The sequence below is a fragment of the Epilithonimonas arachidiradicis genome (genome assembly GCF_003610695.1).
Lineage (GTDB): Bacteria > Bacteroidota > Bacteroidia > Flavobacteriales > Weeksellaceae > Epilithonimonas > Epilithonimonas arachidiradicis.
In genome coordinates this window covers 229,646-255,161 of record NZ_RAQH01000001.1, presented here as the reverse complement: position 1 = coordinate 255,161, position 25,516 = coordinate 229,646, and the positions used below count along the sequence as shown (strand labels likewise).

Genomic DNA, 25,516 nt, shown 5'->3' with positions numbered 1-25,516 from the left:
AAATTTTAAATGTCATCGATGCTTAATTTTTATAATCTAAAATCTAAAATCTAAAATTATATCAATGGCATTTGATTGGTTTAAAAGAAAAACCCAAAACATTACAACTTCTACAGAGGACAAAAAAGATGTTCCGAAAGGACTTTGGCATAAAACACCGACGGGAAAAATCATAGAAGCTGAAGAACTAAAAGCTAATAATTTTGTGTCTCCGGAAGATGGTTTCCACGTAAGAATCGGAAGTAGAGAATATTTCGATATGCTTTTTGACGATCATAAATTCAAGGAATTGGATGCGGATGTGGAAAGTGTTGATATTCTTAAATTTAAGGATACAAAGTCTTACACAGACCGCCTGAAAGAAGTGAAATCAAAAACAAAACTGACAGACTCTATTAGAAATGCAACCGGAAAAATAAACGGAGTAGAAATGGTAGTTTCTTGTATGGATTTTGCTTTTATCGGAGGTTCTTTGGGCTCAGTAATGGGAGAAAAAATCAGAAGAGCCATCGATTATTGTATCAAACATAAGTTGCCTTATATGATTATCTGCCAGTCTGGTGGCGCGAGAATGCAGGAAGCAGCTTATTCATTAATGCAATTGGCGAAAGTTCAGGCTAAGTTGGTTCAGCTTTCTGATGCTGGCTTACCTTACATTGCTTACTTGACCGACCCTACTTTTGGTGGAATTACAGCTTCATTTGCAATGACGGCTGATGTGATTATTGCTGAACCGGGTGCTTTGATCGGCTTTGCGGGACCTAGAGTGATCCGTGAAACCATTGGTAAAGATTTGCCGGAAGGTTTCCAGACTTCAGAATTCTTGCAGGAAAAAGGATTTGTTGATTTCATCGTGAAAAGGACAGAAATCAAAGAGTCGATTTCAAGAATCGTAAAATTATTGGTACACGAGTATCATTAATTAAATTTAAATACAAAATGCACTCTCTCAAATTTGGGAGAGTTTTTTATTGATGAGATTTATAGGCATATTTTTCAGAACATTAAAGTCATTGACCTTTGGAAAACTTTTGAAAGTTTTTTCTATTGGATTGATGCATCCTTTGTTCGCCATTTTATATACTTATGCGAGCTTTAAAGCCTTTGCGAAAGCGAAAGAATTGTATCCTGAAACCAATTCTAATAATGGTGAAGGAAACGCATTTCGACATTCTTATTGGTGTTGTTTGATTATGATGTACTTCTGCAAAGTGTCTTCGCCAAGAAAATCATTGGAATGGTGTGAAAAACTCACCAATATGCACGAAGAATTGTTTCCGAATGAACCATTAGAAACCAAAATGGACCTTCATAATAACAGAGTCGGGATGGATTATTTTATGAGTCTGATTCCGGGTGTTCATCGCCAGTTTTTTGAAAGTAGTTTTTTTATTAAGGAATTGCAGGAAAGAACTAAGAATGGCGTTTTAATAAAATCTATAGACGAAGAAGTTGATAAAGATGTTTTGATATATCTGGAATAAAAAGACGCTCAATCGAGCGTCTTTTTCCTTAAAATTTGAAGTGATATTACTTCTTGATAAATTTCTTCGTTGTCGTTTTTCCGTTTTCGAAAGTTATTTTGATGAAATAATTTCCTTTCGTTAAGCTGGAAACATCTACTATATTGTCTTTAGTTTCCAGTACTTTTTGTCCTGTTACAGAAAGGATTTCAACAGATTTCAAAGCATTTTCTGTATTCACCTTGATGAATTTATCAGCCGGATTTGGTCCAAAACTGAAATCAGCTTTAGCATAATCATTTACGGTCAGAGAGTTATTCGTTTTATTTACACATCTTACAGAGTAACCAAAGCTTTTCGCATCACCACCAAAACCAGTTGTGCTAAGAGATGAAGTTCCTAAGTAAGCATAACGGTAAAAATTAGGGTTTGCACTAGCCGACCTTGTCCAAAGGTAAGCACGTTGTCCTTCAAAAGCCCAGCCAGCATCTTTACGGGCGCCAGCTCCTGCAATCTTAAGATTACTCTCAAAACCTCTCTGCATTCCTCCGGTAGTAGCTCCTGCAGGTTTTGGGAAAATGTTTTCTTTTGTCATTACAAGATCCCAATCCGCTTCAGATGGCATTTCCCAATTGTCTCCAATTGCTTTGCATGGATCCATTCCATTGTGTTCGGTCACTTCAGAAAGATTTTTTGCGGTCCAATTATCATTTTGTTCAGGATTGGCAAACCAACCTGTGTAGTTAGAAGACCAAGGTGTTCCACCTCCGATATAGAAAAGATTTGTTCCAGCTCCTAAACCAAAAGGATTGTTTGGTGTTGGATAAGTTTCTGTCGTCTGAGACGTTTTTAATTGATGACCATCATCCCAACGTCCGTATTGGAAATAATCGCCACGCGCACCTTCGTCAGCGATACTTGTAGCAACATTGGAACTTCCAAGATTTTGTTGTAGCCACTCGTTTCCATCAGCTGCTCTTACGGTTTTGTAAAAAACAGTTTGGTTTTGGTAAGTCAAACTTACACAACCATTATCACCAATGTTCCCGCCTGCAGTTTGTGGTGTACAGTTTTGAGCTTGTACATTAAAAAAGGCTGCAAACAGACCTAAACTAAGATATTTATTAATCATATAATTAAATTTTTCCAACAAATGTATTTATTTAGAATTAATAAAAATAATAAAATGATTTATGTCATAATAAGACATTATGTAAAACACCACATAATTTGTTTTGTATAAGTGGATTGAGTTTAATCAAGACTAACTTTCATTAATAATAATTTTAAAATCATAATTATTATTTGTTGAATTATAAATAAAAATTGACGATTCGTGAGAACCGCCAACTTAAAAATTAGATATAGAATAGAAGTTTTACCACGCTTTCACAGCACCTCCTTTGAAGGTTTGTTGTGCCGCAGATTCTACTTCCGGAGATTGGTATGCTTGTACGAATTTTTTCACTTTTTCATCATTCTTATTATCTTCTCTTGCAACGATAAGATTAGCGTAAGGCGAATCTTTATCTTCTTTGAATAATCCTTCTTTTTCAAGGTCAAGACCAGCTTGAGCCGCAAAATTATTATTGATAATTGCCAAAGCTACTTCTTTGTCTTCCAAAACCCTTGGAATCTGAGGTGCTTCCAATTCCAGGATTTTCAGGTTTTTCGGATTAGCGATAATGTCAGTTACTTTAGGCAACAATCCAACGCCATCTTTCAATTTCAGAATACCTTGTTTTTGCAACAACAATAATGAACGTCCGCCATTGGTCGGGTCATTAGGAATCACAATAGTTTGTCCGGGTTGCAATTCGGAAACTGATTTTATTTTTTTTGAATAAGCTACAATCGGGTAAACAAAAGTTTTTCCCACAACTGCTAATTTATAACCACGTTGTCTGGATTGCTCTTCAAGATAAGGTAAATGCTGAAAAGCGTTCACATCAACATCACCTTGGTTCAGAGCTTCATTCGGAACGACATAGTCATTAAAGGTAACCAATTCCACATCCAAGCCGTATTTTTCTTTCGCTACTTTTTTAGCAGCTTCGGCAATGTTTTGTTCTGGCCCGGTTGCGATTCCCACTTTCAGAACATTAGGGTTTGATTCTTTTTTGCTGCAGGCTGATAATGTAATAATAGCTAATGCTAAAGCCAATATTTTTGTCTTCATTTTTTTTAAATTTTTATCTATGATTGAATTTTTTTGAAAGAAAGTCTCCGGAAAGCTGAATAATGAAAACCAGTACGATTAATAATATTAGAACAGAATTCATTACTGCAAAATCATATCCGATATAACCGTACTGATAACCAACTTGTCCCAATCCGCCGGCACCAACTGCACCGCCCATTGCAGAATATCCAACTAGTGTAATTAATGTAATACTCACATTATTGATTAATGAAGGCAAAGCTTCTGGTAAAAGGACTTTTCGGATGATTTGAAACGGTTTTGCACCCATTGCTCTCGCTGCTTCTATCAAGCCTGAAGGAATTTCCAACAGGCTGTTTTCTACTAACCTTGCAATGAATGGTGCGGAACCTACACTCAACGGAACCAACGCCGCTGCAACGCCAATCGATGTTCCTACAATGGTTCTTGTGAAAGGTATCATCCAGACAATGAGAATGATAAAAGGAATCGAACGGAAAATATTGACTATAATAGATACGATTTGGTGTGATATCTTATTTTCCAATAATTGGCCTTTTCTTGTGAGAAAAAGAAAAATTCCCGTCGGCAATCCTAAAACAAATCCGAAAAATCCTGAAACCAAGGTCATTATAATTGTCTCAATTGTCCCTTGAAATAACAAATTGATAATACTATCCGACATAACCTAAAATTTCTGTGTTTGTATATTCATTTTCCAAATAAGCCAAAGCTTCGTTAATGTTTTTTCCCTGCAACTCCAGAATCAAAATGCCAAAGTTCAAATGGCCAACATACTCCAGTTGTGCGCTGATAATCTTAGCTTTAACCTGAAATTTTTCAAACAGATTAATAATAACAGAACTTTGTTCATCATTGCCTCCGACTAAAATTTTAACCAACGGATTGTTATTCTCGCTGTCAATATTGCTGATAGAATTTTGATAAATCAATGGCAATTCGACATTCAGAGAAGCTTGGATAAAACCTTTCGTGATTTCTTTTTCAGGATGGATGAAAATTTGTTCCACTTTTCCTTGTTCCGCCAATTCGCCATTGTCAATCACAGCCACTTTATCACAAATACTTTTGATCACTTCCATCTCGTGCGTGATGAGAAGAATCGTAAGATTTAGATTTTGATTAATGGATTTCAGAAGTTGCAGAATTGATTTCGTAGTTGCAGGATCCAATGCGCTGGTCGCTTCGTCACACAACAAAACTTTCGGGTCGTTGGCCAAAGCTCTCGCAATCGCAACTCTCTGTTTTTGTCCGCCGGAAAGATTTGCCGGATAATCTTTTGCTTTGTCCTTCAGTCCAACCAACTCCAAAAGCGAATCCACTTTTTCTTTGATTTGAGATTTAGATTTTCCTTCTAGTTCCAATGGAAAAGCCACATTATCAAAAACATTTCGAGATGACAACAAATTAAAATGCTGAAAAATCATCGCAATCTTTCTGCGTTCCAAAGTCAATTGAGCTTCGGATAATTTTGTCAATTCTACATTATCGACAATCACTTTTCCTTCGTTAGGTTTTTCCAGAAGATTCACGCAGCGAATCAACGTACTTTTTCCCGCTCCGGAAGTTCCAATCACACCGAATATTTCCCCCTTTTCAACAGACAGGGAAACATTGGACAAGGCTTGGACGGTTTTATTTTTAGTTATAAAACGTTTGGAGACGTTCAGCAGTTCAATCATTTTGATTCATTAATTAAAAAATAAAAAACCTTTCACATAGAAGTATGAAAGGTTTTCAAAATAAACACACTATTATTACTTCTTCATATATATTCGAAAAGTTAAATCGTAGCAACAAAACATTTTTCCTGACATAATAGTGTTTTAAAAAAAGCCTTTGCAAAACTAAAAATTCAATTCATACTAGACAAGTATAATTTAAATTAAATGACAAATGTCAGTTTTTACTGTTTTGATTTGGGCAGCTTAATCCGCCTGTAGTTTATCCTGAGTTTGTCGAAGGGCTCCCAATCTTTTTTGCAGAAATTTTCAAATAATTTAGAAATTAAGAATCAGCAAAAAAGGATTTCCGCTCAAGTCGGGCTGCAGATTCGTTGTTCCATTTTAACGTAGTTTTTAATATAAAGTTTGTCATTCAGTAGGAATCACAACAAAGTGTGATAAGCATTATTTAGATTCCTGGTGAATGACAATATTGTGTTTTTTGCATTCAATAATTCTAATGTCTAGAATCTAACTTCTCCAATTGATTTCCTTTTTTTCTTACATTTACTGAAATTAATTTCCAAGAATGGTTCTAAGCAGGATTTGGTCCGCCTTCATCATCATTGCAATTGCGGTTGCCTCGATTAAGTATTTCAGTTCAGAAAATTACAGTCAGATTTTTAATGATATGGTTGTGGGAAAAGGTGGAGACACGATTCACATTGGCTACAAGCCGTTGGTCAAACTTCCTCTGGAGATTAGAAAACCATTGATGGATAATCTCGAGTTTGAACAAAACCACATTCATTACCAGGCCAATGAGTCGCCTGATGTGAGAATCTACCGCATTCAGGAAACCGACGGTGTCATCGGAACCAGCGAAACAGCAGTTAATATTTGCCTGAAGCTCATTGGAATTATGGCTTTGTTTATGGGCTTTATGAGTATCGCTGAAAAAGCAGGCGGAATCAATTTCCTAAGCCGATTGATTCAGCCATTTTTCTCAAAACTATTTCCTGAGATTCCAAAAAACCATCCTTCATTCGGGCATATGATGCTGAATTTCAGTGCCAATCTTCTCGGTCTTGATAATGCGGCTACACCTTTCGGACTCAAAGCCATGGAAAGTCTCCAAACTTTGAATCCTGATAAAGATAAAGCAAGCAACGCACAGATTATGTTTCTCTGTCTCCACGCCAGCGGATTGACTTTGATTCCGGTATCTATTATTGCGATCCGTTCATCAATGGGTTCGGAAACCCCGACGGATATTTTCTTGCCCTGTATGATTGCGACTTTTTGTGCGACTCTCGCAGCGATGACAATCGTTTCTATCAGACAAAGAATTAATCTATTCCAGCCAATAGTTTTGGCTTATGTTGGCGGGATTTCGGCAATTATAGCTTTGTTGGTAATCTATCTGGTTCAATTGAATAAGGAAGAATTAGATTCTTTCAGCAAAGTAATGAGCAACGGAATTATCCTATTGATTTTCTTTGCTATTGTTCTTGGCGCAGTTTACAAAAAAATCAACATTTTCGATGCGTTTATCGATGGCGCAAAAGAAGGATTTACGGTTTGTGTGAAGATTATTCCGTATTTAGTTGGGATGTTAATTGCGATTTCATTACTCAGAACAAGTGGCGTTTTTGATGTCATTATCGACGGAATGAAATGGATTGCCAGCGCATCACACCTCGACACCAGATTCGTGGACGGTTTACCAACAGCTTTGATAAAACCATTATCAGGTTCTGGAGCCCGCGGAATGATGGTGGACACGATGAAAACCTTTGGAGCAGACAGCTTTCCGGGGAAATTATCCGCGATTCTCCAAGGAAGTTCTGATACTACCTTTTACGTTATAGCTGTTTATTTTGGTGCTGTTGGAATTAAAAATACAAGATATACTGTTGGCTCGATGTTATTGGCTGACTTAGTTGGCGTAACGGTTTCGGTAATTTTGGCGTATTTATTTTTTGGGTAACTAATGAAAAACCAAAAAAGAAATATCTTCGAAGAATCGGCGGAACTTGTTGGTTGGGTGCAGATTTTTCTTTCGCCATTCTTAATTAGTTTAGTATTAGCAGCGATTGTTCATTTTTCGTTTGATTCAATTTTTGCTACTATAATATCACTATTGCTTGTCATTATTGGAATATTAGTTGGAATTAAATTTGCCAACAAAATTTACAAATCAAAACAAGGGACAATTCATTTTGTATCTAGAACTTCTGCAAGTCCAGAACTTGATAAAGAAGAAAATAAAATTAAAGAATGATTCAAGATAAAGACTTTACATTAAGATTAATTCGTCAATTAACCCAAGCTTTAGAAAAACTACTTCTCGGAAAACCGGAAGAAAGTCTGATGCAAAAAGAACTGGATTTTGATTCTTTGATGAAAGATATTTTCAAGATCAATTTCGAAGTTATGGCTTCAAAGCCAAAGGAAGAGATTATCGAAATCGTGAAAGAAAGAGAAACTAAAGATCACGCAGATTATTACGAGATGCTGGGCAATCTTTTTATGTTCCATTACAGGACGGAAAGAAAATTGGATTTTGCGGATAAAGCCAAAACATTCTACGAATTATATCTGCAGATCAGCGGAATTTTCGCAATGCCTGTCATAAACCGTATTACTGAATTGACATCAGTGTTAAAATAAATTAATTTTGACTATTTCAGTAGGATTAAAATAAAAAAATTATTCTTTTATTTGTATTTTTGCGCGTTATCGAGTGAGCATTATGATTTTTAAAACTAAGAAAGATACAAAATATACCTATGTAGAAGCAGGCCAAGGTCATCCAATGGTGCTTTTACACGGGTTGATGGGAGGCTTAAGCAACTTCGATAAAATGATTAATTTTTTCTCGGACAAGGGTTATCAGGTTTTTGTGCCCCAATTGCCTATTTACGATTTGCCGATTCTGAATACCAATTTAACGTCCATTTCAAAATTCGTCGCCAAATTCATTACAGATGTTATCGGGAAACCGGTGACAATTGTCGGAAATTCTATGGGTGGTCATATCGGATTGATTCTGACAACAACTCGCCCGGAACTGGTGAGAAACCTTGTTTTGACAGGCAGTTCTGGTTTGTATGAAAGAACTTTTGGAGACAGCTTTCCAAGAAAAAGCGATAAAGATTATATCAAGAAGAAAACCCAGGATGTTTTTTATGACCCGATTGTGGCAACTGACGAATTGGTAGATGAGGTTTTTGCAGTTGTGAATGACAGAATGAAAGGCATCAAAACCGTAATGTTGGCAAGAAGCGCCATCAAACATAATATGCTGAATGACCTTCCTAAAATCACTTGTCCAACCTGCATCATCTGGGGGAAACAGGATAATGTAACGCCGCCGGAAGTAGCCGAAGATATGCACAAATTCATCCCAAATTCCGAATTGCACTGGATCGACAAATGCGGTCACGCAGCAATGATGGAAAAGCCGGATGAGTTCAATGAGATTCTATACGCCTGGCTGCAAAAAGTAATGTAGTCAGAAATCAATAAAAACTTTTCAGACCATTAAGAATTTGAATTTTTTAATTTTAAATAAATTTGATTCTTGATGGTTTTTAAATTATGAAAATATGCAGATCAAAACCGCAGAATTTGTAAAAAGCAGTCAAAAATGGCAGGAATGCCCGGAACCGAAGATCCCGGAATATGCATTTATCGGACGTTCCAATGTTGGGAAGTCTTCTCTCATCAATGCGATGATGAATCACAAAGATCTTGCAAAAACTTCGCAAATACCAGGAAAAACACAACTTATCAATCATTTTTTGGTTAATGAAAGTTGGTACCTTACGGATTTGCCGGGTTACGGTTACGCCAAGGTTTCCAAAAGTCTGAGAAAGGATTTTGAAAAATTGATTACCAATTATATTCTTAACAGGAGAAACCTTGTGAATCTTTTTGTGTTAGTAGATATCCGCCACAATCCTCAGAAAATTGATTTGGAATTTATGCAATGGTGCGGCGAGAGTGGTGTTCCGTTTTCCATTGTATTTACAAAAGCCGATAAACTAAGATCTGGCGCTGCTGAGAAAAATGTTGAGGTCTACAAAAATGAATTGCTGCAGTCTTGGGAAGAACTGCCGGATTTGTACATCACTTCTGCAGAGAAAAAGGAAGGTGGCGATTTGATCCTGAATTATATCCAGAAAACCAATGACTTTTTGGAAAAAAACAAAGTGAAATTTGATGAATGATATTGTTTGGAAAATCAAGACTTTTCCGGAGTTCACAGTTGATGAGCTCTATGCGGTGATCAAAGCGAGAGTCGATGTATTTGTTGTGGAACAGAATTGTCCGTATCCTGATTTGGACGGCTATGATCAAAAAGCGATTCATCTTTGGGCAGAAAAAAATGGTGAAGTTTTAGCTTATTGCAGAATCTTTGACAAAGGAATCAAATATCCCGAAACCTCTATTGGCAGAGTGATCACAACAGAAAATGGAAGAGGAACGGGCCTGGGAAAACAACTGATCCAATATGCCGTAGAGATTATCGAGAACCGTTTGGGAACCTCAGAAGTCAGGATCTCTGCTCAGGATTATCTGTTGAGATTCTATTCCGGTTTTGGATTTCAAGACACTGGAAAAAAATATTTAGAAGATAACATCCCTCATACCGAGATGTTTAGAGCATAAAAAGAGTCTGAAGTAGAACCTTCAGACTCTTTTGAAAATTGCATTTATTCTTGATTTGTGTTTTTACGGTTATTAATCTGAGGCAAAGTTAGATACATAAAAGCACATTTATTTACGGGAAAACCGTAAAATTCAAAATTTAACATCAAATTATTCCAATGTCTTTACCGAAAGCAATGAGTTCTTCAGTGTTTTTTGCGGCTAAAGATAATTTCATCATATTGATTCTTTTTTCTACGCTGCTTAAGCTGTTGGGGTAGATGTTCTGTTCCAGTAGCTTCTTAGGTATATTTTTTTGTAAAATGCCATCCGATAATAATTTAAGCAGAGTAATGTCAAAGTTGCTAAATTCTAGAGTGTTAGCGCTTTTTATTGGCAGCTTAAGATCGTGAGATATATAGGTGTTTCCATTGTAAACAGCTTCGATTGCTTTTTTCAATTCACTGGAATCGGAACGTGCTTTTTTGACGTAAGCATTGATATTAAGCTCTTTGAACAACAAATCGATGACACCAACTCTATGCTCTCCCGAGAACACGATGACCTTAAGTTCTGGACAAATATCACGACAACATTTTATCAGTTCGCGTCCGTTTTTTATCAACTGTGTATGATGGTCTTCTTCAAAAGATAAATCGGTGATTAATACTTCGTAACACAATTCATTCTCCAGAGCTTTTTTCACAAACGCCAAAGCATCATCGCAATAATAGACGTAATCAACATCTGGAATTTTCAATTCCTCCAACACCCTTTGGACAGAAAAATTACTGCTTTCGTGATCTTCTGCGATCAAAATTTTACTGAACATATCTGAAATTCTTTTTACGATTAATTGCTTTTATTTGATTCCAGCTTTGTAATATTTATTGAGACTTTCAATCCGATATTGCTGTCTTCAATTTTCATTTTCGCACCAATATCTTCCAATCGGGTCTTCATATTCCTGAATCCGTTTTTTTCTACAAAATCTTCAGATAATCCGACACCATTATCAGAATAGAAAATCTGGAACAAATCATTTTCCCGGCTGAACCTCAAGATAACCTGAGTTGCAAAGCTGTGCTTTTTCATATTTACAAGCAGCTCTCTGATAACCTGGAACAATTCTTCTCTAAAAGATGGAGCCAGACTTTCCCAAAAATCAGGATCATTCCCGATGATGATGATCCTGGTATTATCATTATCGAATGAACCTGCCAGCGTCAATATTTTTTCATTAAATTCCTGTCGGGATGAACTGTCATAAGACAAATCTCTCGACTTTTCGTACATCAGTTCTAGTTTGTCCAGAATTTTTTCTTTAGGCAAATCTTTTTGATTTTCTATGGTTATCATCACTTCATAGATTCCGTTAGCTACAACATCGTGCACTCTTTTTGAAAAATCAAGCCGTTGTTCCTGGAGTTTGTTATTGGCTTCCAGTACCAGTCTTTCACGTCTTTTTTTGACCCAGTTGTAAGTAATAATGACGATAACAATGAAAACGAAAACCAAGAGTCCAATCACCAGATTCTGAACCTTAACCTGATACTCGTGCCTCGCATGTTCTTTTTGCAGCAACAGATTTTCTGTTTTGGCTTTTTCACTTTCATAACGGATCAGGGCAAATTGATTTTTAGCTTTATTTTGACTGTTTATCAGACTATCCTGTGTTTTGGAGTAAGAATCAAAATATTGCTGAGCTTCTGTTCCATCAGACAATTTAATCAGGTTTTGCAAAGCCTCCAGTTCATCAACAGGATATTTTAATTTCTTTGCCAAAGTCAGCATTTTCTTCGCATACAATTTTGAAGAGTCGGGTCTTTTATTGAGATAATAAGCCGACAAATAAGCATAAGCTGCATCTTTTGTCCAGTCGTCATCAATGTTTTGACTTAATTTTTCTGCAGTGATATAATTCTTAACAGGATTATAATTTTGGTCTCCAAACCATCTTGATCTCGAATAATTGAGTAGAAGCTTTGGGTAATAATCGCTTTTGGGACCAACGCTATTAATCAGCTTATTATAAATAAAAACGGCGCTGTCATATTTTTTCTGATTGTGAAAAAGGATAGCCAGGTTATTTTGCAGCATCATTTTATCAATAGGATCTTTCGCAAAAGGCTTTGCCTTTTTATAGAACTGTTCAGCGTCTTTGTAGTTTTTCAAACTGCTGGAAGCAATTCCCAAATTATTATAATTCGAAAAAATAAAACCGTGATGTGCTGTGTCTTTTTCTTTAAAATATTGAGATGCAATCAGACTCGTTTCTATACACCCAAAATTATCACCGATACTTTCCTGGATAAAAGCCATATTAACATAACTCTTCCCAACCCCGAAACTGTCGTTTCTTTTTAGAAAAAGGTCTTTCCCTTTGTTCAGATAAAAAAAAGCGCTGTCCATCTGGTTGTTATCCATCAAGACAAAAGCCTTTTCGTAGAAAGGATTAGAACGTTTTTTAGAAGTGATTCCTGACTGACTTTCTTTCTCGGAACAAGAGAGCAAAAGCAACATCAGAAAACAAAAAATTGATTTTTGCAAATTTTACAATTTATCCGAAATTTACTAAAAATTGAAGATAAATAAGAATATAACAGGATCAATAATCGTTCATATTGTCTATTTTTGTTATTCATTTGATTTGAAGTCATGTCGATCAACGTTCTTGAACAATATCTCCCGGAAAACACGCTTCCTTTTCTTAAAAAATGGTTTGCGGACTATTTTATACACATAAAAATTACCAAAAACAGAAATAGCAAACTGGGAGATTACCGGAAACTTCCGGATAAATCTCATCAGATCACGGTCAACTCAACATTAGATAAACAGTTATTCTTTTTTGTATTGACACACGAGCTGGCGCATCTCATTGCATTTGAGAATTTTAATTTTAGAATCAGCGCACACGGAAAGGAATGGAAGGATACTTTCAAAGAAATGCTGTTGGAAAGTATTGACATTTATACGGATGATTTGAAACCGATTATTAAAAGATTTTCCAAAAATCCCAAAGCCAACTTTATGGCGAGTCCGGAACTGGTCAGATATTTCCATATCGAAGATCCGGAAGATCGGTTTATTTTTGTTGAAGATTTGTCGGTTAAAGATAATTTTCATTATAAAGGAGATAAATATGAAATCCTTGAAAAAAAGAAAAAGTTATATCTTTGTATCAATTTGAATAATTCGAAAAAATACCTCTTTCGTCCGTTGGCAAAGGTTGAAAAATTAACATTAGATGAAGAATAATAATTATTGCGTCATAATGGCTGGAGGAATCGGAAGCCGCTTCTGGCCGATGAGTACCAAAAAATTTCCAAAGCAATTTCACGATATATTAGGAACGGGAAGAACGATGATTCAGCAGACTTTTGACCGGATCAATCAGCTGATTCCTACAGAGAATATCTATGTCATTACAAATCAGGAATATGTAGAATTGACACAGCAGCAATTACCAGATGTTCCGGCAAGTAATATTGTGGGAGAACCTGCAATGAAAAATACTTCCGCTTGTAATATCTATATGGCTAAAAAGATTGAAAATGTAAATCCGAATGCCAAGATTATTGTAATGCCGGCAGATCATTTAATTTTAAAAGAAAAAACTTTTCTTGAGAAAGTAGAGTTGGCGTTTGATTTGGTATCGAAAAACGATTATCTGATTACATTAGGAATTACTCCAACAAGGCCTGACACGGGTTATGGTTACATTCAATTCATTCAGGAAAAAAATGAAAATTTCTCTAAAGTAAAAACATTTACAGAGAAGCCTGACCTCGAAATAGCAAAAAGTTTCCTTGAGTCTGGTGACTTTCTTTGGAATGCAGGAATTTTTATTTGGAGTGCAAAAAGCATTTTATCGGCATTTAAAAAATATTTGCCAGAGATGTCAAATCAGTTTAATGGATGTGAATATAATACGGAATCAGAAGATGATTATATTGATCTGATTTATCCTACAGTAAGCAAAATATCAATAGATAACGGGATTCTCGAAAAAGCCAATAATGTCTATGTCATTCCTTCTAATCTGGGATGGAGTGATCTTGGAACCTGGACTTCTGTTTACACCAATGCTGATAAAAATGATGAGAACAACGCTATAAGTTCCAAAAATGTGTTGACTTACAACTCGAAAGGTAATGTCATCAGAATCAAGAATCAAAACAAAGCTGCAGTGATTGACGGATTAAAAAATTATATCATTGTAGATACAGAAAAAGCACTCTTGATCTGCCCAAGAGAAAATGATCAGTTGATAAAAGATTATGTTTTGGATCTGAAAAACTTAAAAAAAGGAGAACGATTTATGTAAATCCGGATTTATAATTTTAAAAATAATAGAACTCTTTGGTAATTATCAAAGAGTTTTTTAATTTTAGGATTAAATAAAACACAAATGTTAGTTAAAGTTTCCGGTGCAGCCATCCACGGCGTTTCAGCACAAATCATTACCATAGAAGTCAATGTAGATCAAGGCGTAGGTTACCACTTAGTTGGTCTGCCGGATAATGCCATCAAAGAAAGCAGCTACAGAATATCTGCTGCGCTTAAGAATTCCGGATTCAAAATTCCGGGAAAGAAAATTACAATCAATATGGCTCCGGCAGATCTGAGGAAAGAAGGTTCAGCCTATGATATGAGTATTGCTTTGGGGATTTTAGCCGCGTCAGATTTGATCAAAGCGGAAAGTTTAGGAGATTACATTATCATGGGAGAATTATCTCTCGATGGCGGACTTCAGCCAATAAAAGGGGTTTTACCAATTTCAATCAAGGCAAGGGAAGTTGGATTCAAAGGGATTATTCTCCCGAAACAAAATGCAAGAGAAGCGGCTATTGTTAATAATCTTGATGTTTATGGTGTCGAGAATATCAAACAGGTTATTGATTTCTTTAATGAAGATTTGCCTTTAGAAAAGTTTGAAATAGACACCAGAAAAGAGTTCCAGGATAAGATAGACCATTTTCCTTTTGATTTTGATGAAGTGAAAGGCCAGGAAGCAGCCAAGCGAGCAATGGAAGTGGCAGCTGCGGGTGGACATAATATTATTCTGATAGGATCTCCCGGCAGCGGAAAGACTATGATTGCTAAACGTCTCCCAAGTATTCTTCCGCCTTTAAGCCTTAAAGAGGCTTTGGAAACAACAAAAATACATTCGGTTGCAGGGAAAATGGGAGCAGAAACATCCTTGATGACGATTAGGCCGTTTCGTTCTCCACACCATACGATTTCGGATGTTGCACTTGTTGGAGGCGGAAGTTATCCCCAGCCTGGCGAGATTTCTTTAGCTCATAATGGTGTTTTATTTTTAGATGAAATGCCCGAATTTAAAAGAACAGTTCTTGAAGTAATGAGACAACCTTTGGAGGATCGCGTTGTAACCATTTCCAGAGCAAAGTTTACTATCGAATATCCTGCGAGCTTTATGCTTGTTGCAAGTATGAATCCAAGCCCTAGTGGCTATTTTCCGGATGATCCCAATAATACATCTTCAGCCTTTGAGATGCAGCGTTATATGAACAAGTTGTCAGGGCCGCTTTTGGATAGAATTGATATTCATATCGAAGTTTCTAAAGTAGAATATGAACAGCTGGCCGAAAAACGAAAAGGAGAAAGCAGTGTCAAGATCCGTGAAAGAGTAGTGAATGCAAGGAATATACAAACCAAAAGATACGACGATCTTGACATCAGTTACAATGCTCAAATGGGACCAAAGGAAATTGAAAAGTATTGTGAGCTGGACGAATATTGTCAATTATTGATAAAAGCAGCAATGCTCAAACTTAATCTCTCCGCAAGAGCCTACGACAGGATTCTAAAAGTGGCAAGAACAATTGCAGATCTTGAAAATTCTGAGAATATTCAAGGTGATCACATTTCTGAAGCGATACAGTACAGGAGTTTGGATCGGGATTTTTGGAATGCTTAGAACAATCCGCCTTCATTCTGATTCTCGAAAAAAGTATCGATTTCTAAGTTTCCGGATTTAGAAGCAGCTACAGCTAATTGATCACAAAGCTCATTTTCAGGATGACCGGCGTGACCTTTGATCCAATGGAATTTAGGTTGATGAAGTTGATATAATTGATAAAATTCTTTCCAGAGATCAGGGTTTTTCACATTTTTCCAACTGCGTTTGATCCACCCTAAAATCCATTTCTGATTAATCGCATCCGCAACATATTTGCTGTCAGTGAAAATGTGAACATCATTGTCATTCGTTTTCAATTGTTTGAGAGCGACAATAACAGCCATCAGTTCCATACGGTTATTGGTGGTTTTTCGGAAGCCTTTGGAAAAGGTCTTCTGGTATTTTTTTCCGGGCACACGCATCAGGATCCCATAACCGCCTGGTCCGGGATTTCCGCTACAAGCACCGTCAGTAAAGATTTCGATTTTGAAACTCAAAACAAAAATTTAGAAAGGCATATCATCATCGTCATCGTCATTCATTGCAGAGCCAGATAACTGATTATTATTCGGAATTCCAAATGCTGAATGCGGATCACTTGTAATAGTAATTCTGTCGAAACCGGAAGGTTCATCTTTTTGTCCAAAGTTGGAAGGTGTATATTCGTAATTGGTTCCGAGATCAGCAAACTTACCAATGTTCTTATGGAATGCTAATCGAACATCCGCAGTTGCACCATTTCTGTGCTTGGCGATAATGATTTCTGCCTGATTTTCCGTGCTGGTTTCTGCGCCTTCTTCATCATTATCCCAAACCGCAATTTTGTAATATTCGGGACGGAAGATGAAGGATACGATATCCGCATCCTGCTCAATCGCTCCGGATTCTCTCAGGTCAGAAAGCATTGGTCTTTTTCCGGGTCTCGTTTCCACGGTTCTGGAAAGCTGAGAAAGTGCAATCACGGGAACATTCAGTTCTTTTGCAATCGCTTTTAATGAACGCGAAATCATTGCAATTTCCTGCTCACGGTTGCCACCACCTTTTCCGGAACTGGCGGTCATCAACTGGAGATAATCGACCATAATGATTTTCACGCCGTGTTGCATTACCAGTCGTCGGCACTTTGCACGGAAATCGAAGATAGAAAGGGAAGGCGTTTCATCAATATAAAGTGGAGCGTTTTCCAAAGCCGAAACGTTCGTAAATAACCTTTGCCATTCATCATCGGACATTTGTCCTTTTCTCAATTTTTCTGAGGAAATTCCAGTTTCGGAAGAAATCATCCTCGTAATTAACTGAACTGAAGCCATCTCCAGGGAGAATAATGCCATTGGAATATTGTGGTCTACACAAATGTTTCTTGCCATCGATAGAATGAAAGCCGTTTTTCCCATCGCCGGTCGTGCTGCAATAATGATGAGGTCAGAGTTTTGCCAGCCTCCGGTTTCTTTGTCCAAAGCAGTAAATCCGGACGGGATTCCTGACAGACCTTCCTTATCTTTTAGCGATTTGATTTTGTCAATCGCTTCTTTTACTAATGAATTGGCTGTGTCGAAGCCTTTTTTAATGGTTCCGTTCGTGATTTCGAAGAAAGATTGCTCGGCTTTATCCAGCAATTCGAAAACGTCGGTGGTTTCTTTATAGGAACTATCGATAACGTTAGCGGAAACGTTGATCAAAGAACGAAGGATGAATTTTTCAAGGATCACACGCACGTGATATTCGATGTGGGCAGAAGAACTCACACCCATTGTCAGATCGATGATGTAATGATCGCCACCGGCAAGATTCAGTTTTTCATTTTTTTTCAAATCCTGAATGACCGTCATTAGATCGATTGGCGAATTGCTCTCGTATAATTTCAGGATTGATGAAAAAATCGTTTGATGCCTCGGATCGTAAAAAACATCGGGGGTTAACAAATCAATAGAATGGTCAAGACCCTTTCTGTCAATCAAAAAAGTACCGATGACGATTTTCTCAAAATCCAATGCGTTGGGCGGCATTTTGCCATCCGAAATAGATAATTCCTTTGCAAAATTACCGTGAATCAAACTCGATAATGTTTCCTTTTCTGCCATTGTACAAAGATAGTTTTTTTGATAGGTTGAGGTCAATGAAAATCCTAACAAAATTATTCACAATTCCTGCAAACACCTTTTGCTGCAAGAAATCGTATGTTAGTAATTTTTAAAAGTCAAAGAAATCTGTAACAAAATGTACAAAAAGCGAACTTAATATATAGAAAACCTAATAATATTCAGAATTCATTAAATTTAACAAAAAATAAACTTTTATGCTGCAACGATTCATCAGATTAGAATTCAAAAGTTTTTTCCGGTCAAGTTCTCTGGCAGCCAATATTGTCGTTAAGATTTTCCAGCTTCTGGGAGTCTTATACATTCTTGCCATATTTGTTTTTGCTGCTTTCGGTGCATTTTATTATCCGAAAAAAGAATTGCACATCGACCCATTACCATTTATCAGCAAGTTTCTTATCTATTGGCTGATTGCCGATCTGTTCCTTAGATACTTTTTCCAGCAGATGCCGACTCAGAATATCAAACCTTTTCTGACGATGAATATCAGGAAAAGTACGCTAGTCAATTATATGATCAGCAAGACGTTTCTGTCATTTTTTAGTTGGGGCGGACTTTTTATTTATTTGCCGTTGTTAGGAATTTTGCTTTATAATGATTATTCCGTTTTGGGCAGTTTTTCTTGGGTTTTTGCACTGATTATTTTGAGTTTCAGCATCAATCTGATTAATATCCTTCTCAACGGTAAAGATTTAGCCGTTTGGATTATCGGAGGATTTTTGGTCCTTGCTGGCGGATTAGATTATTATAATATCATTGCTTTATCATCGGCTTCTGAAAAGTTTTTTATGCTTTTCTATAATCATTGGTTCGCGATTGTATTGCCGATTGCACTATTCGTTATTCTCTATATTATTTGTAGAAAATTCATTTATGACAATTTCTATCTCGACAAAGGTTTGGAAATGAAACAGGAAGTCGGGAAAACAGAAAACATCCAGTTTCTTAATAAATATGGCGTTCTCGGCACTTTCATCAACAATGATATCCGAATGATAAAACGAAGCAAGGCTGCAAAATCCATTGCATTGGGAAGTTTTTTGTTCTTGTTTTATGGTTTGCTTTTGTTCAGTTCACCAGCTTATAAAACCGCTTATATGCAGCTGTTTATGGGGCTTTTCGTAACTGGTGGATTTCTGTTTTTGTTTGGACAGAGAGTTCCGTCTTTCGACAGTTCTTACTATCCACTGATGATGACACTGAACGTTCCTTACAAAGAATATCTGAAAGCCAAATGGTGGATGATTGTGAGCGCTACTGGCGTCAGTATGGTTTTGGCGGTTGGTTATGCGTTCGTGAGTTGGGATTTGTATTTCACTTTTTTGGCGGGCGGACTTTATAATATTGGTGTTAATTCTCAGGTCGTTTTACTATCAGGCGCATTTAACAAAAACCCGATTGACCTCAATGCGAGAGGAAAAACATTGGGGAAGAAAAATAATTTCAGTTTCAAAAATATCCTGCTTCTTTTGCCACAAATGGTTTTGCCAATGGCGGTTTTCGGCGTTTCAAAATACTTTTTCGGAACAACGACAGCTGTGGCCAGTTTAGGCGTTTTGGGATTGATAGGTTTCTTCCTCAGAGAAAAATTCTTCGATTTCATTGTCAAATTATATAAAAAAGAAAAATACTCAACCATCAAAGCCTTTAAGGGCAATTAGACGTAAATTTTGTCTTCATTAAGTTTTACGCCTTTGTGAACCTTATGTTTTCAATATTAATAAAAAATCTTTGTGGACTTTGTGTTCAAAAAAAACTCTCACTTCTAAAATATAAATAAAATGATAACAATAAATAACCTGTCCAAAGTCTACGAATCCAAAAAAGTTTTATCCATAGAAAACCTAGAATTTCCAAAAGGTCATACCATTGGCTTAGTCGGGAACAACGGTGCTGGAAAAACAACCTTATTCAGCTTGATTCTGGACTTGATAGAACCAAGCTCTGGATTTGTTTCCATCGATGGCGAAAAAGTAAACGAATCCGAAAACTGGAAAAACAAAGTCGGTGCATTTATCGATGAGACTTTTCTCATTGGTTATTTGACTCCGGAAGAATATTTTTATTTCTTAGGAGAACTCAGAGGACAAAGCAAAGCGAATGTTGACGAATTCCTGAAAAATTTTACCGATTTCTTCAACGGAGAAATCCTGAATGCTAAAAAATACATCCGCGATCTTTCCAAAGGCAATATGAAAAAAGTCGGAATTATCGGCGCATTGATAGGAACACCAGCTATTATTATTCTGGATGAACCTTTCGCAAACCTTGACCCATCAACCCAAATCAAACTGAAAAACCTCATCAGAGACTGGTCACACAACTCAGATTCCACATTCCTGATTTCCAGCCACGATTTGGCTCACACCACAGAAGTTTGTGAAAGAATTGTGGTCATCAACAAAGGCGAATTGGTAAGAGATATCCAAACTTCTCCGGAAACATTGAGAGATTTGGAGCAATACTTTGCAGACCAAGTTTCGGTAAGTTAAATTTAATTTCTCGCAGATTTTGCAGATAAAGCAGATTTAAAATTTCATCTGCTCAATTTGCGAAATAAAGAATTGATTAAAAAACCACAAAAGTCATAAAAGATATTATTTTTTCTTTTGTGACTTTTGTGGTTCAATAATTTATTAATGTGATGAAACGGCTTTCAGTCCAACGATGGAAGCAATTAATGTGAAAATAAAAAACAATCGCCAAAATGTTGCTGGTTCTTTGAATATAAAAATCCCAATCAGAACAGTTCCAACGGCACCGATTCCCGTCCAGACTGCATAAGCCGTTCCCAACGGAAGTGTTTGCGTTGCTTTGATGAGCAGAAGCATACTTGCAATCAATGATATTCCGAATCCGGCGTACCAAAGGTAAGATTCCGCGCCCGATGTTTCTTTGGCTTTTCCTAAACAAGATGTGAATCCAACTTCAAAAAGTCCTCCAAGAATTAAAAAAATCCAGTTCATTTATTCATTATTTTAATGATGCAAAGTTCCGAATTGAAAGCTGCGGATTTTTTTACAAATGTTAAAAAATTAATCAAATATCACTTCGAATTCTGCTCAGACTAACTTGTGTGATTCCCAAATAGGAAGCGATGTAACCCAATTGAACTCTTTGAATAATTTCGGGTTGTTTTGTTAAAAGTTCTTCATAACGCTGACTTGCCGTTCTGAATTGTCTGGAAATAAATAATTCTTCCGTTTTTACCAATTCTCTTTCGGCTAATTTTCTTCCCCAATTGGCAATATTGATATCGGTTTCAAATAGCTTTCTCAAAGCATCGATTTTTAATTGATACAAAACGCAATCTTCCAAAAGCTGAATATTTTCATAATTTTGATAATTATCAACATAGCTTTTCATTGGCAAAACCACGTCGCCTTCTTTACCAAACCAAAACGTAAGGTCTTGATTTTCTTGAGGAACAAAAGCTCTTACAATTCCTTTTTTAATAAAATAAACCGTCTTTTCTACTTTTCCGGCTTTGATGATAATGCTATCTTTCGGAAACTCAACTTCTGAAATCAAATTCTTTAAAACAGATTTCGAATGTTCTGGAAGCTCGAAAATTTGGTCAAGAATTGTATCAATATTCATAGGTTGAAATTAATCAATTAAAACAAAAAACTCCAAGGAAATCCTCGGAGTTTTGATAATATGTTAGAATCTGAAAATCTTATTTTAAGCTTCCCACCATATCTTCTGGCTTAACCCATTCATCAAATTGTTCCGCTGTCAATAATCCAAGGTTTACGGCTTCTTCTTTCAAAGTAGTACCATTTTTATGAGCTGTTTTAGCAATTTTTGCCGCGTTTTCGTAACCGATGTGCGTATTCAACGCTGTTACGAGCATCAGAGATTTGTCAACCAATTCTTTGATTCTCGGTTCATTTGGCTCAATTCCAATCGCACAATGGTCATTGAAAGAAATCATCGCATCTGCCAACAATTGTGCGGACTGCAGGAAGTTCGCAGCCATAACTGGCTTGAAAACATTCAGTTCATAATTTCCTTGCGTTCCTGCAAAAGAGATTGTTGTATCGTTTCCAAGAACTTGCGCGCAAACCATTGTAATGGCTTCATTCTGAGTTGGATTCACTTTTCCTGGCATTATGGAAGAACCAGGCTCATTTTCAGGAATGAAAATTTCCCCGATTCCGGAACGTGGACCAGAAGCCAACAGTCTGATATCCTGAGCGATTTTATAAAGAGAAACAGCTAACTGCTTCAACGCACCGTGCGTTTCAACGATTCCGTCATGCGCCGCCAAAGCCTCGAATTTATTCGGAGCTGTTACAAATGGCAATCCTGTGAAATCAGCAATATATTTTGCCACCAAAACATCATAACCTTTCGGCGTATTCAGCCCGGTTCCAACCGCAGTTCCGCCAAGAGCCAATTCTTTCAAATGGTCAAGCGTATTATTGATTGCTTTTTTCGCATAATCCAACTGCGCCACATAACCCGAAAATTCTTGTCCCAAAGTCAAAGGCGTCGCATCCATCAGGTGCGTTCTTCCGATTTTTACAATATTCTGGAATTTCTTTGCTTTTTCGTCCAGCGTATTTCTTAGTTTATCCAAAGCTGGCAAAGTCGCTTTTACCACTTTCGTGTAAGCTGCGATGTGCATTGCTGTTGGATAAGTATCGTTGGAAGACTGAGATTTGTTCACATCGTCATTTGGATGAACTTCCGTTTTCTCGCCTAATTTTCCACCACTGTTCACGTGAGATTTATTCGCAACAACCTCGTTTACATTCATATTAGATTGCGTTCCCGAACCGGTTTGCCAAATTACAAGAGGAAATTGGTCATACAATTCGCCTGCAAGAATCTCATCACAAACTTTCCCGATTGCATCTCTTTTCTCATTGGAAAGAACACCTAATTCCGCATTGGTATAGGCCGCCGCTTTTTTCAGGTAAGCAAATGCATCGATGATTTCGCGCGGCATACTTCCTTCCGGACCAATTTTGAAATTATTTCTGGAACGCTCCGTCTGCGCACCCCAAAATTTATCAGCAGGCACTTGCACCTCGCCCATTGTGTCTTTTTCGATTCTGAAACTCATTATATTTGATTTAAATTTTAAAATTAACCACAAAAGTCACAAAAGCTCATTAAATAAGTTAAAGAAATATTTTTCCTTGCTAAGTTCTACGGCTTTGCGACCTTAAAAACTGTTTGTTAAATTATAATTCTTTGCGGACTTTGCGTTTAAAATAATCTCGCAAAGGCGATACAATTACAACCTTACGAAAATACTAAAAACTGAAAATTCAGCAAAATGAAAAAAATCAAGCGATAAATTTTGTCAGATTTAATTAAATCTTCTATTTTTGCTTAAAATTATAGCATTATGATGTTATCAGCTTTTTGGCCGTTTTACCAATTCCTTTGGACTGTTTATTTCTTCACAATGATGTTGTGCGGATTCTGGTGTATTTTGATGTTCTTCGGATTCATCGTACCATTGTGGTTGACAGAAGGTGTTGCAGAATACTTTGGTAAAATCAACAAGAACTTTGACCCGGAAAAAGTAAGATACAAGAAATTGTACGAGCAGGAAGGTGTAGAAGTTATCTACCAAAGACCAGCAGGCGAAAGACCAGCGAGTCACGGTCACCACCATTAATTGGGCAATTTTCTTTTCGTGAGAGATTGCACTCAAAGCGAAACAATATATAAGAAATCCATTCTTTCGAGAGTGGATTTTGTTTTTATTAACCACAAAGACACGAAGAAATTCAACAAAGAACACTAATTAAACTAAATTTTTTGTGAACCTTGTGTAAAAACTTTGTGCCTTTGTGGTTGAAAAAAATCAAACTATTTTTCTTGATTCTTTGCTCTTTCTTCTTGTTTCTTAATTCCGTATCTTTGCCAACTAAAATTTACCTATGTCTAAGTCATTAATTCCGAAACTGGAAGCGATCAAACAACGATATAATGAGGTGGCCGACCTTATCATCCAGCCGGATGTGATTACGGACCAAAAAAGATATTCTGCCCTGAACAAAGAATACAGCGACCTGGGAAAAATCGTCAAAGTTTTTGATGATTACAAAGCTGCGCTCGATACGATTGCTGAGTCAGATGAAATCATTGCGGACGGTTCTGATAAGGAATTCGTGGAAATGGCAAAGCAAGAAAAATATGAAGCTCAGGATAAACTTCCAGCTTTTGAAGAAGAGTTAAAATATCTTCTAATTCCAAAAGACCCAGCCGATGACAAGAACATCATTCTGGAAATGCGTGCCGGAACCGGTGGCGACGAAGCTGCAATTTTCGTGGAAGATATGTACAGGATGTATTCGATGTATTTCAAAACGAAAGGCTGGAAACACGAAATCACCGATGCCAGCGAAGCGTCCAAAGGTTATAAGGAACTCATAATGAAAGTGGAAGGCGAGAGCGTTTACGGGATTATGAAATTCGAATCCGGTGTTCACCGTGTGCAGCGTGTTCCGGAAACCGAATCTCAAGGCCGTGTTCACACTTCAGCCATTACTATTGCCGTTTTGCCGGAAGCCGAGGAAGTGGATGTGGAAATCAATCCTGCGGATATCGAGATGCAGACATCGCGTTCCGGAGGTGCTGGTGGACAGAACGTTAACAAGGTTGAAACCAAAGTTCAGCTGACACACAAACCTTCGGGGATTGTTGTAGTTTGTCAGCAGGCACGTTCTCAGCTGGCTAACAGAGAATTAGCAATGGAAATGTTGAGAGCTAAATTGTATGACATCAAACTTCAGGAAGTGGTTGGTGATATTGCAGCACAAAGAAAAACAATGGTTTCTACCGGTGACCGTTCGGCGAAAATCAAAACTTATAATTATCCGCAAGGAAGAGTTACTGATCACAGAATCAACAAATCGATTTACAACCTGGATGCTTATATGAATGGTGATATCCAAGAAATGATGGATGCTGTAATTATGGCTGAAAATGCTGAAAAGCTAAAAGGAGAAGAAGAAGGAATTGCATAAATCCATAATCATTATAAAAAAGATAAAGACTGCAGTTTTGCATTCTTTTTTATTTTGTTTTATCGATTCCTCTTAGTCCATTAAACTTAATTCCGTATTTCCAATTACAATAAGCGAAGAACTGATATAATCTGTATTCGAAGTCGAAACCGTAATTTTCTTTTGGGTCATAATCTATGGCGACTTCATAAAAATTAGGATTGATTCCTGAATAGAATCGACTGTTCCATTCGGTAACAAGAATTTGATTTCGAGATTTTAAGCTACTTTCGGTAAACATTGATTTGGGTTGAGCTCGTGTTGCTACAAAGGTCTCATATTCCGTATCAAAAACTGTGACTTCTCATTCGTCTGCAGAATCAGTCTTTTTCTGGGTGGATAAATTTAGTTTAGAATCTTCTGTTAAGTATTTTGGATTTGATGAACAAGACCAAATGAATCCAGTAATGACAATGATAGCAAATAGATTTTTCATTTTAAATATTCATTTACTGTTAACAAGTAACAATTGTTGAAATCAAATTTAACATT

At 36.8% G+C, this 25,516-nt stretch carries 27 protein-coding genes and 1 pseudogene; 15 read left to right on the top strand and 13 right to left on the bottom strand.

The window, feature by feature from the left end:
* Nucleotides 1-64: 64 nt before the first annotated feature.
* Together accD and BXY58_RS01240 are read left to right on the top strand one after the other, a co-directional pair.
* A complete protein-coding gene (gene accD / locus BXY58_RS01245; protein ID WP_120211988.1) occupies nucleotides 65-922 on the top strand; it encodes an acetyl-CoA carboxylase, carboxyltransferase subunit beta in 858 nt (285 codons plus the stop codon).
* Between the two features lie 52 nt (nucleotides 923-974).
* Nucleotides 975-1,484, top strand: coding sequence for a DUF6973 domain-containing protein (locus BXY58_RS01240; RefSeq protein WP_120211987.1), 510 nt, complete (start codon nucleotides 975-977; stop codon nucleotides 1,482-1,484).
* 46 nt (nucleotides 1,485-1,530) lie between these two features.
* Here BXY58_RS01240 and BXY58_RS01235 read toward each other — a convergent pair whose 3' ends face one another.
* The 4 genes from BXY58_RS01235 to BXY58_RS01220 form a co-directional block, all read right to left on the bottom strand.
* The gene (locus tag BXY58_RS01235; protein WP_120211986.1) at nucleotides 1,531-2,595 is read right to left on the bottom strand and encodes a T9SS type A sorting domain-containing protein; all 1,065 of its coding nucleotides are present in this window, start codon (nucleotides 2,593-2,595) and stop codon (nucleotides 1,531-1,533) included.
* 246 nt (nucleotides 2,596-2,841) lie between these two features.
* Complete coding sequence (gene metQ, locus BXY58_RS01230) at nucleotides 2,842-3,642, bottom strand: methionine ABC transporter substrate-binding lipoprotein MetQ (protein ID WP_120211985.1); 801 nt, start codon at nucleotides 3,640-3,642, stop codon at nucleotides 2,842-2,844.
* 13 nt (nucleotides 3,643-3,655) lie between these two features.
* Nucleotides 3,656-4,309 (bottom strand): methionine ABC transporter permease MetI, encoded by a 654-nt coding sequence (gene metI / locus BXY58_RS01225; RefSeq protein ID WP_120211984.1) that lies wholly within the window; start codon nucleotides 4,307-4,309, stop codon nucleotides 3,656-3,658.
* The gene (locus BXY58_RS01220) at nucleotides 4,299-5,327 is read right to left on the bottom strand and encodes a methionine ABC transporter ATP-binding protein (protein WP_120211983.1); all 1,029 of its coding nucleotides are present in this window, start codon (nucleotides 5,325-5,327) and stop codon (nucleotides 4,299-4,301) included. Before BXY58_RS01220 ends, metI begins: the two co-directional genes overlap by 11 nt.
* 571 nt (nucleotides 5,328-5,898) lie before the next feature.
* Between BXY58_RS01220 and BXY58_RS01215 the strand changes: the two genes are divergently transcribed.
* From BXY58_RS01215 to BXY58_RS01190, 6 genes are all read left to right on the top strand, one after another.
* Nucleotides 5,899-7,299, top strand: coding sequence for a nucleoside recognition domain-containing protein (locus BXY58_RS01215; RefSeq protein ID WP_120211982.1), 1,401 nt, complete (start codon nucleotides 5,899-5,901; stop codon nucleotides 7,297-7,299).
* 3 nt (nucleotides 7,300-7,302) lie between these two features.
* Nucleotides 7,303-7,593, top strand: a complete 291-nt coding sequence (locus BXY58_RS01210; RefSeq protein WP_120211981.1) for a hypothetical protein — start codon at nucleotides 7,303-7,305, stop codon at nucleotides 7,591-7,593.
* Complete coding sequence (locus BXY58_RS01205) at nucleotides 7,590-7,982, top strand: hypothetical protein (RefSeq protein ID WP_120211980.1); 393 nt, start codon at nucleotides 7,590-7,592, stop codon at nucleotides 7,980-7,982. The genes BXY58_RS01210 and BXY58_RS01205 overlap by 4 nt, the downstream gene beginning before the upstream one ends.
* Nucleotides 7,983-8,064: 82 nt before the next feature.
* On the top strand, nucleotides 8,065-8,826 hold the full coding sequence (locus BXY58_RS01200; RefSeq protein ID WP_120211979.1) for an alpha/beta fold hydrolase: 762 nt from the start codon (nucleotides 8,065-8,067) through the stop codon (nucleotides 8,824-8,826).
* Between the two features lie 94 nt (nucleotides 8,827-8,920).
* Complete coding sequence (gene yihA / locus BXY58_RS01195) at nucleotides 8,921-9,544, top strand: ribosome biogenesis GTP-binding protein YihA/YsxC (protein WP_120211978.1); 624 nt, start codon at nucleotides 8,921-8,923, stop codon at nucleotides 9,542-9,544.
* The gene (locus BXY58_RS01190; RefSeq protein ID WP_120211977.1) at nucleotides 9,537-9,986 is read left to right on the top strand and encodes a GNAT family N-acetyltransferase; all 450 of its coding nucleotides are present in this window, start codon (nucleotides 9,537-9,539) and stop codon (nucleotides 9,984-9,986) included. Before yihA ends, BXY58_RS01190 begins: the two co-directional genes overlap by 8 nt.
* Before the next feature lie 145 nt (nucleotides 9,987-10,131).
* Here BXY58_RS01190 and BXY58_RS01185 read toward each other — a convergent pair whose 3' ends face one another.
* Both BXY58_RS01185 and BXY58_RS01180 read right to left on the bottom strand, forming a co-directional pair.
* Nucleotides 10,132-10,797, bottom strand: coding sequence for a response regulator (locus tag BXY58_RS01185; RefSeq protein ID WP_120211976.1), 666 nt, complete (start codon nucleotides 10,795-10,797; stop codon nucleotides 10,132-10,134).
* 20 nt (nucleotides 10,798-10,817) lie between these two features.
* Complete coding sequence (locus tag BXY58_RS01180) at nucleotides 10,818-12,515, bottom strand: tetratricopeptide repeat-containing sensor histidine kinase (protein ID WP_147366783.1); 1,698 nt, start codon at nucleotides 12,513-12,515, stop codon at nucleotides 10,818-10,820.
* Nucleotides 12,516-12,623: 108 nt separating this feature from the next.
* On the opposite strand from BXY58_RS01180, the gene BXY58_RS01175 reads away from it, so the two are divergent.
* The 3 genes from BXY58_RS01175 to BXY58_RS01165 all read left to right on the top strand — a co-directional run bounded on the left by BXY58_RS01175 (nucleotide 12,624) and on the right by BXY58_RS01165 (nucleotide 15,912).
* Nucleotides 12,624-13,226: a SprT-like domain-containing protein gene (locus tag BXY58_RS01175; protein ID WP_120211974.1), complete on the top strand. Its 603-nt coding sequence runs from the start codon at nucleotides 12,624-12,626 to the stop codon at nucleotides 13,224-13,226.
* Nucleotides 13,216-14,295: a mannose-1-phosphate guanylyltransferase gene (locus tag BXY58_RS01170; RefSeq protein ID WP_229728373.1), complete on the top strand. Its 1,080-nt coding sequence runs from the start codon at nucleotides 13,216-13,218 to the stop codon at nucleotides 14,293-14,295. Before BXY58_RS01175 ends, BXY58_RS01170 begins: the two co-directional genes overlap by 11 nt.
* Before the next feature lie 84 nt (nucleotides 14,296-14,379).
* Nucleotides 14,380-15,912, top strand: a complete 1,533-nt coding sequence (locus BXY58_RS01165; protein ID WP_120211973.1) for a YifB family Mg chelatase-like AAA ATPase — start codon at nucleotides 14,380-14,382, stop codon at nucleotides 15,910-15,912.
* Here BXY58_RS01165 and rnhA read toward each other — a convergent pair.
* Together rnhA and dnaB are read right to left on the bottom strand one after the other, a co-directional pair.
* Entirely contained in the window at nucleotides 15,909-16,391 is a 483-nt protein-coding gene (rnhA, locus tag BXY58_RS01160) for a ribonuclease HI (RefSeq protein ID WP_120211972.1), read from the bottom strand. The two genes, BXY58_RS01165 and rnhA, sit on opposite strands and share 4 nt — an antisense overlap.
* A gap of 9 nt (nucleotides 16,392-16,400) precedes the next feature.
* Nucleotides 16,401-17,975, bottom strand: a complete 1,575-nt coding sequence (gene dnaB, locus BXY58_RS01155) for a replicative DNA helicase (RefSeq protein WP_120211971.1) — start codon at nucleotides 17,973-17,975, stop codon at nucleotides 16,401-16,403.
* 215 nt (nucleotides 17,976-18,190) lie between these two features.
* Between dnaB and BXY58_RS01150 the strand changes: the two genes are divergently transcribed.
* A complete protein-coding gene (locus BXY58_RS01150) occupies nucleotides 18,191-19,654 on the top strand; it encodes a DUF5687 family protein (RefSeq protein ID WP_120211970.1) in 1,464 nt (487 codons plus the stop codon).
* A gap of 120 nt (nucleotides 19,655-19,774) precedes the next feature.
* On the top strand, nucleotides 19,775-20,485 hold the full coding sequence (locus BXY58_RS01145; RefSeq protein WP_120211969.1) for an ABC transporter ATP-binding protein: 711 nt from the start codon (nucleotides 19,775-19,777) through the stop codon (nucleotides 20,483-20,485).
* A gap of 144 nt (nucleotides 20,486-20,629) precedes the next feature.
* Here BXY58_RS01145 and BXY58_RS01140 read toward each other — a convergent pair whose 3' ends face one another.
* The 3 genes from BXY58_RS01140 to fumC form a co-directional block, all read right to left on the bottom strand.
* Nucleotides 20,630-20,959: a DMT family transporter gene (locus tag BXY58_RS01140; RefSeq protein WP_120211968.1), complete on the bottom strand. Its 330-nt coding sequence runs from the start codon at nucleotides 20,957-20,959 to the stop codon at nucleotides 20,630-20,632.
* A gap of 73 nt (nucleotides 20,960-21,032) precedes the next feature.
* On the bottom strand, nucleotides 21,033-21,593 hold the full coding sequence (locus tag BXY58_RS01135; RefSeq protein ID WP_120211967.1) for a Crp/Fnr family transcriptional regulator: 561 nt from the start codon (nucleotides 21,591-21,593) through the stop codon (nucleotides 21,033-21,035).
* Between the two features lie 79 nt (nucleotides 21,594-21,672).
* The gene (gene fumC, locus BXY58_RS01130; RefSeq protein WP_120211966.1) at nucleotides 21,673-23,067 is read right to left on the bottom strand and encodes a class II fumarate hydratase; all 1,395 of its coding nucleotides are present in this window, start codon (nucleotides 23,065-23,067) and stop codon (nucleotides 21,673-21,675) included.
* 288 nt (nucleotides 23,068-23,355) lie between these two features.
* Here fumC and BXY58_RS01125 point away from each other — a divergent pair, with 288 nt between their 5' ends.
* A complete protein-coding gene (locus BXY58_RS01125; protein WP_120211965.1) occupies nucleotides 23,356-23,631 on the top strand; it encodes a hypothetical protein in 276 nt (91 codons plus the stop codon).
* Between the two features lie 265 nt (nucleotides 23,632-23,896).
* The gene (gene prfA / locus BXY58_RS01120) at nucleotides 23,897-24,985 is read left to right on the top strand and encodes a peptide chain release factor 1 (RefSeq protein ID WP_120211964.1); all 1,089 of its coding nucleotides are present in this window, start codon (nucleotides 23,897-23,899) and stop codon (nucleotides 24,983-24,985) included.
* Between the two features lie 49 nt (nucleotides 24,986-25,034).
* On the opposite strand, the pseudogene BXY58_RS17050 reads toward prfA, so the two are convergent.
* Both BXY58_RS17050 and BXY58_RS17120 read right to left on the bottom strand, forming a co-directional pair.
* Nucleotides 25,035-25,313: pseudogene (locus BXY58_RS17050) on the bottom strand (DUF6146 family protein); the annotation flags it as partial.
* Between the two features lie 15 nt (nucleotides 25,314-25,328).
* The gene (locus BXY58_RS17120; RefSeq protein ID WP_262891341.1) at nucleotides 25,329-25,460 is read right to left on the bottom strand and encodes a hypothetical protein; all 132 of its coding nucleotides are present in this window, start codon (nucleotides 25,458-25,460) and stop codon (nucleotides 25,329-25,331) included.
* Nucleotides 25,461-25,516: the final 56 nt, after the last annotated feature.

What these genes read in the sequence shown, in the direction of transcription:
- accD (WP_120211988.1), top strand. Translation starts at nt 65, where the DNA reads ATGGCATTTGATTGGTTTAAAAGAAAAACCCAAAACATTACAACTTCT.
- BXY58_RS01240 (WP_120211987.1), top strand. Translation starts at nt 975, where the DNA reads ATGAGATTTATAGGCATATTTTTCAGAACATTAAAGTCATTGACCTTT.
- BXY58_RS01235 (WP_120211986.1), bottom strand. Translation starts at nt 2,595, where the DNA reads ATGATTAATAAATATCTTAGTTTAGGTCTGTTTGCAGCCTTTTTTAAT.
- metQ (WP_120211985.1), bottom strand. Translation starts at nt 3,642, where the DNA reads ATGAAGACAAAAATATTGGCTTTAGCATTAGCTATTATTACATTATCA.
- metI (WP_120211984.1), bottom strand. Translation starts at nt 4,309, where the DNA reads ATGTCGGATAGTATTATCAATTTGTTATTTCAAGGGACAATTGAGACA.
- BXY58_RS01220 (WP_120211983.1), bottom strand. Translation starts at nt 5,327, where the DNA reads ATGATTGAACTGCTGAACGTCTCCAAACGTTTTATAACTAAAAATAAA.
- BXY58_RS01215 (WP_120211982.1), top strand. Translation starts at nt 5,899, where the DNA reads ATGGTTCTAAGCAGGATTTGGTCCGCCTTCATCATCATTGCAATTGCG.
- BXY58_RS01210 (WP_120211981.1), top strand. Translation starts at nt 7,303, where the DNA reads ATGAAAAACCAAAAAAGAAATATCTTCGAAGAATCGGCGGAACTTGTT.
- BXY58_RS01205 (WP_120211980.1), top strand. Translation starts at nt 7,590, where the DNA reads ATGATTCAAGATAAAGACTTTACATTAAGATTAATTCGTCAATTAACC.
- BXY58_RS01200 (WP_120211979.1), top strand. Translation starts at nt 8,065, where the DNA reads ATGATTTTTAAAACTAAGAAAGATACAAAATATACCTATGTAGAAGCA.
- yihA (WP_120211978.1), top strand. Translation starts at nt 8,921, where the DNA reads ATGCAGATCAAAACCGCAGAATTTGTAAAAAGCAGTCAAAAATGGCAG.
- BXY58_RS01190 (WP_120211977.1), top strand. Translation starts at nt 9,537, where the DNA reads ATGAATGATATTGTTTGGAAAATCAAGACTTTTCCGGAGTTCACAGTT.
- BXY58_RS01185 (WP_120211976.1), bottom strand. Translation starts at nt 10,797, where the DNA reads ATGTTCAGTAAAATTTTGATCGCAGAAGATCACGAAAGCAGTAATTTT.
- BXY58_RS01175 (WP_120211974.1), top strand. Translation starts at nt 12,624, where the DNA reads ATGTCGATCAACGTTCTTGAACAATATCTCCCGGAAAACACGCTTCCT.
- BXY58_RS01170 (WP_229728373.1), top strand. Translation starts at nt 13,216, where the DNA reads ATGAAGAATAATAATTATTGCGTCATAATGGCTGGAGGAATCGGAAGC.
- BXY58_RS01165 (WP_120211973.1), top strand. Translation starts at nt 14,380, where the DNA reads ATGTTAGTTAAAGTTTCCGGTGCAGCCATCCACGGCGTTTCAGCACAA.
- dnaB (WP_120211971.1), bottom strand. Translation starts at nt 17,975, where the DNA reads ATGGCAGAAAAGGAAACATTATCGAGTTTGATTCACGGTAATTTTGCA.
- BXY58_RS01150 (WP_120211970.1), top strand. Translation starts at nt 18,191, where the DNA reads ATGCTGCAACGATTCATCAGATTAGAATTCAAAAGTTTTTTCCGGTCA.
- BXY58_RS01145 (WP_120211969.1), top strand. Translation starts at nt 19,775, where the DNA reads ATGATAACAATAAATAACCTGTCCAAAGTCTACGAATCCAAAAAAGTT.
- BXY58_RS01140 (WP_120211968.1), bottom strand. Translation starts at nt 20,959, where the DNA reads ATGAACTGGATTTTTTTAATTCTTGGAGGACTTTTTGAAGTTGGATTC.
- BXY58_RS01135 (WP_120211967.1), bottom strand. Translation starts at nt 21,593, where the DNA reads ATGAATATTGATACAATTCTTGACCAAATTTTCGAGCTTCCAGAACAT.
- fumC (WP_120211966.1), bottom strand. Translation starts at nt 23,067, where the DNA reads ATGAGTTTCAGAATCGAAAAAGACACAATGGGCGAGGTGCAAGTGCCT.
- BXY58_RS01125 (WP_120211965.1), top strand. Translation starts at nt 23,356, where the DNA reads ATGATGTTATCAGCTTTTTGGCCGTTTTACCAATTCCTTTGGACTGTT.
- prfA (WP_120211964.1), top strand. Translation starts at nt 23,897, where the DNA reads ATGTCTAAGTCATTAATTCCGAAACTGGAAGCGATCAAACAACGATAT.
- BXY58_RS17120 (WP_262891341.1), bottom strand. Translation starts at nt 25,460, where the DNA reads ATGAAAAATCTATTTGCTATCATTGTCATTACTGGATTCATTTGGTCT.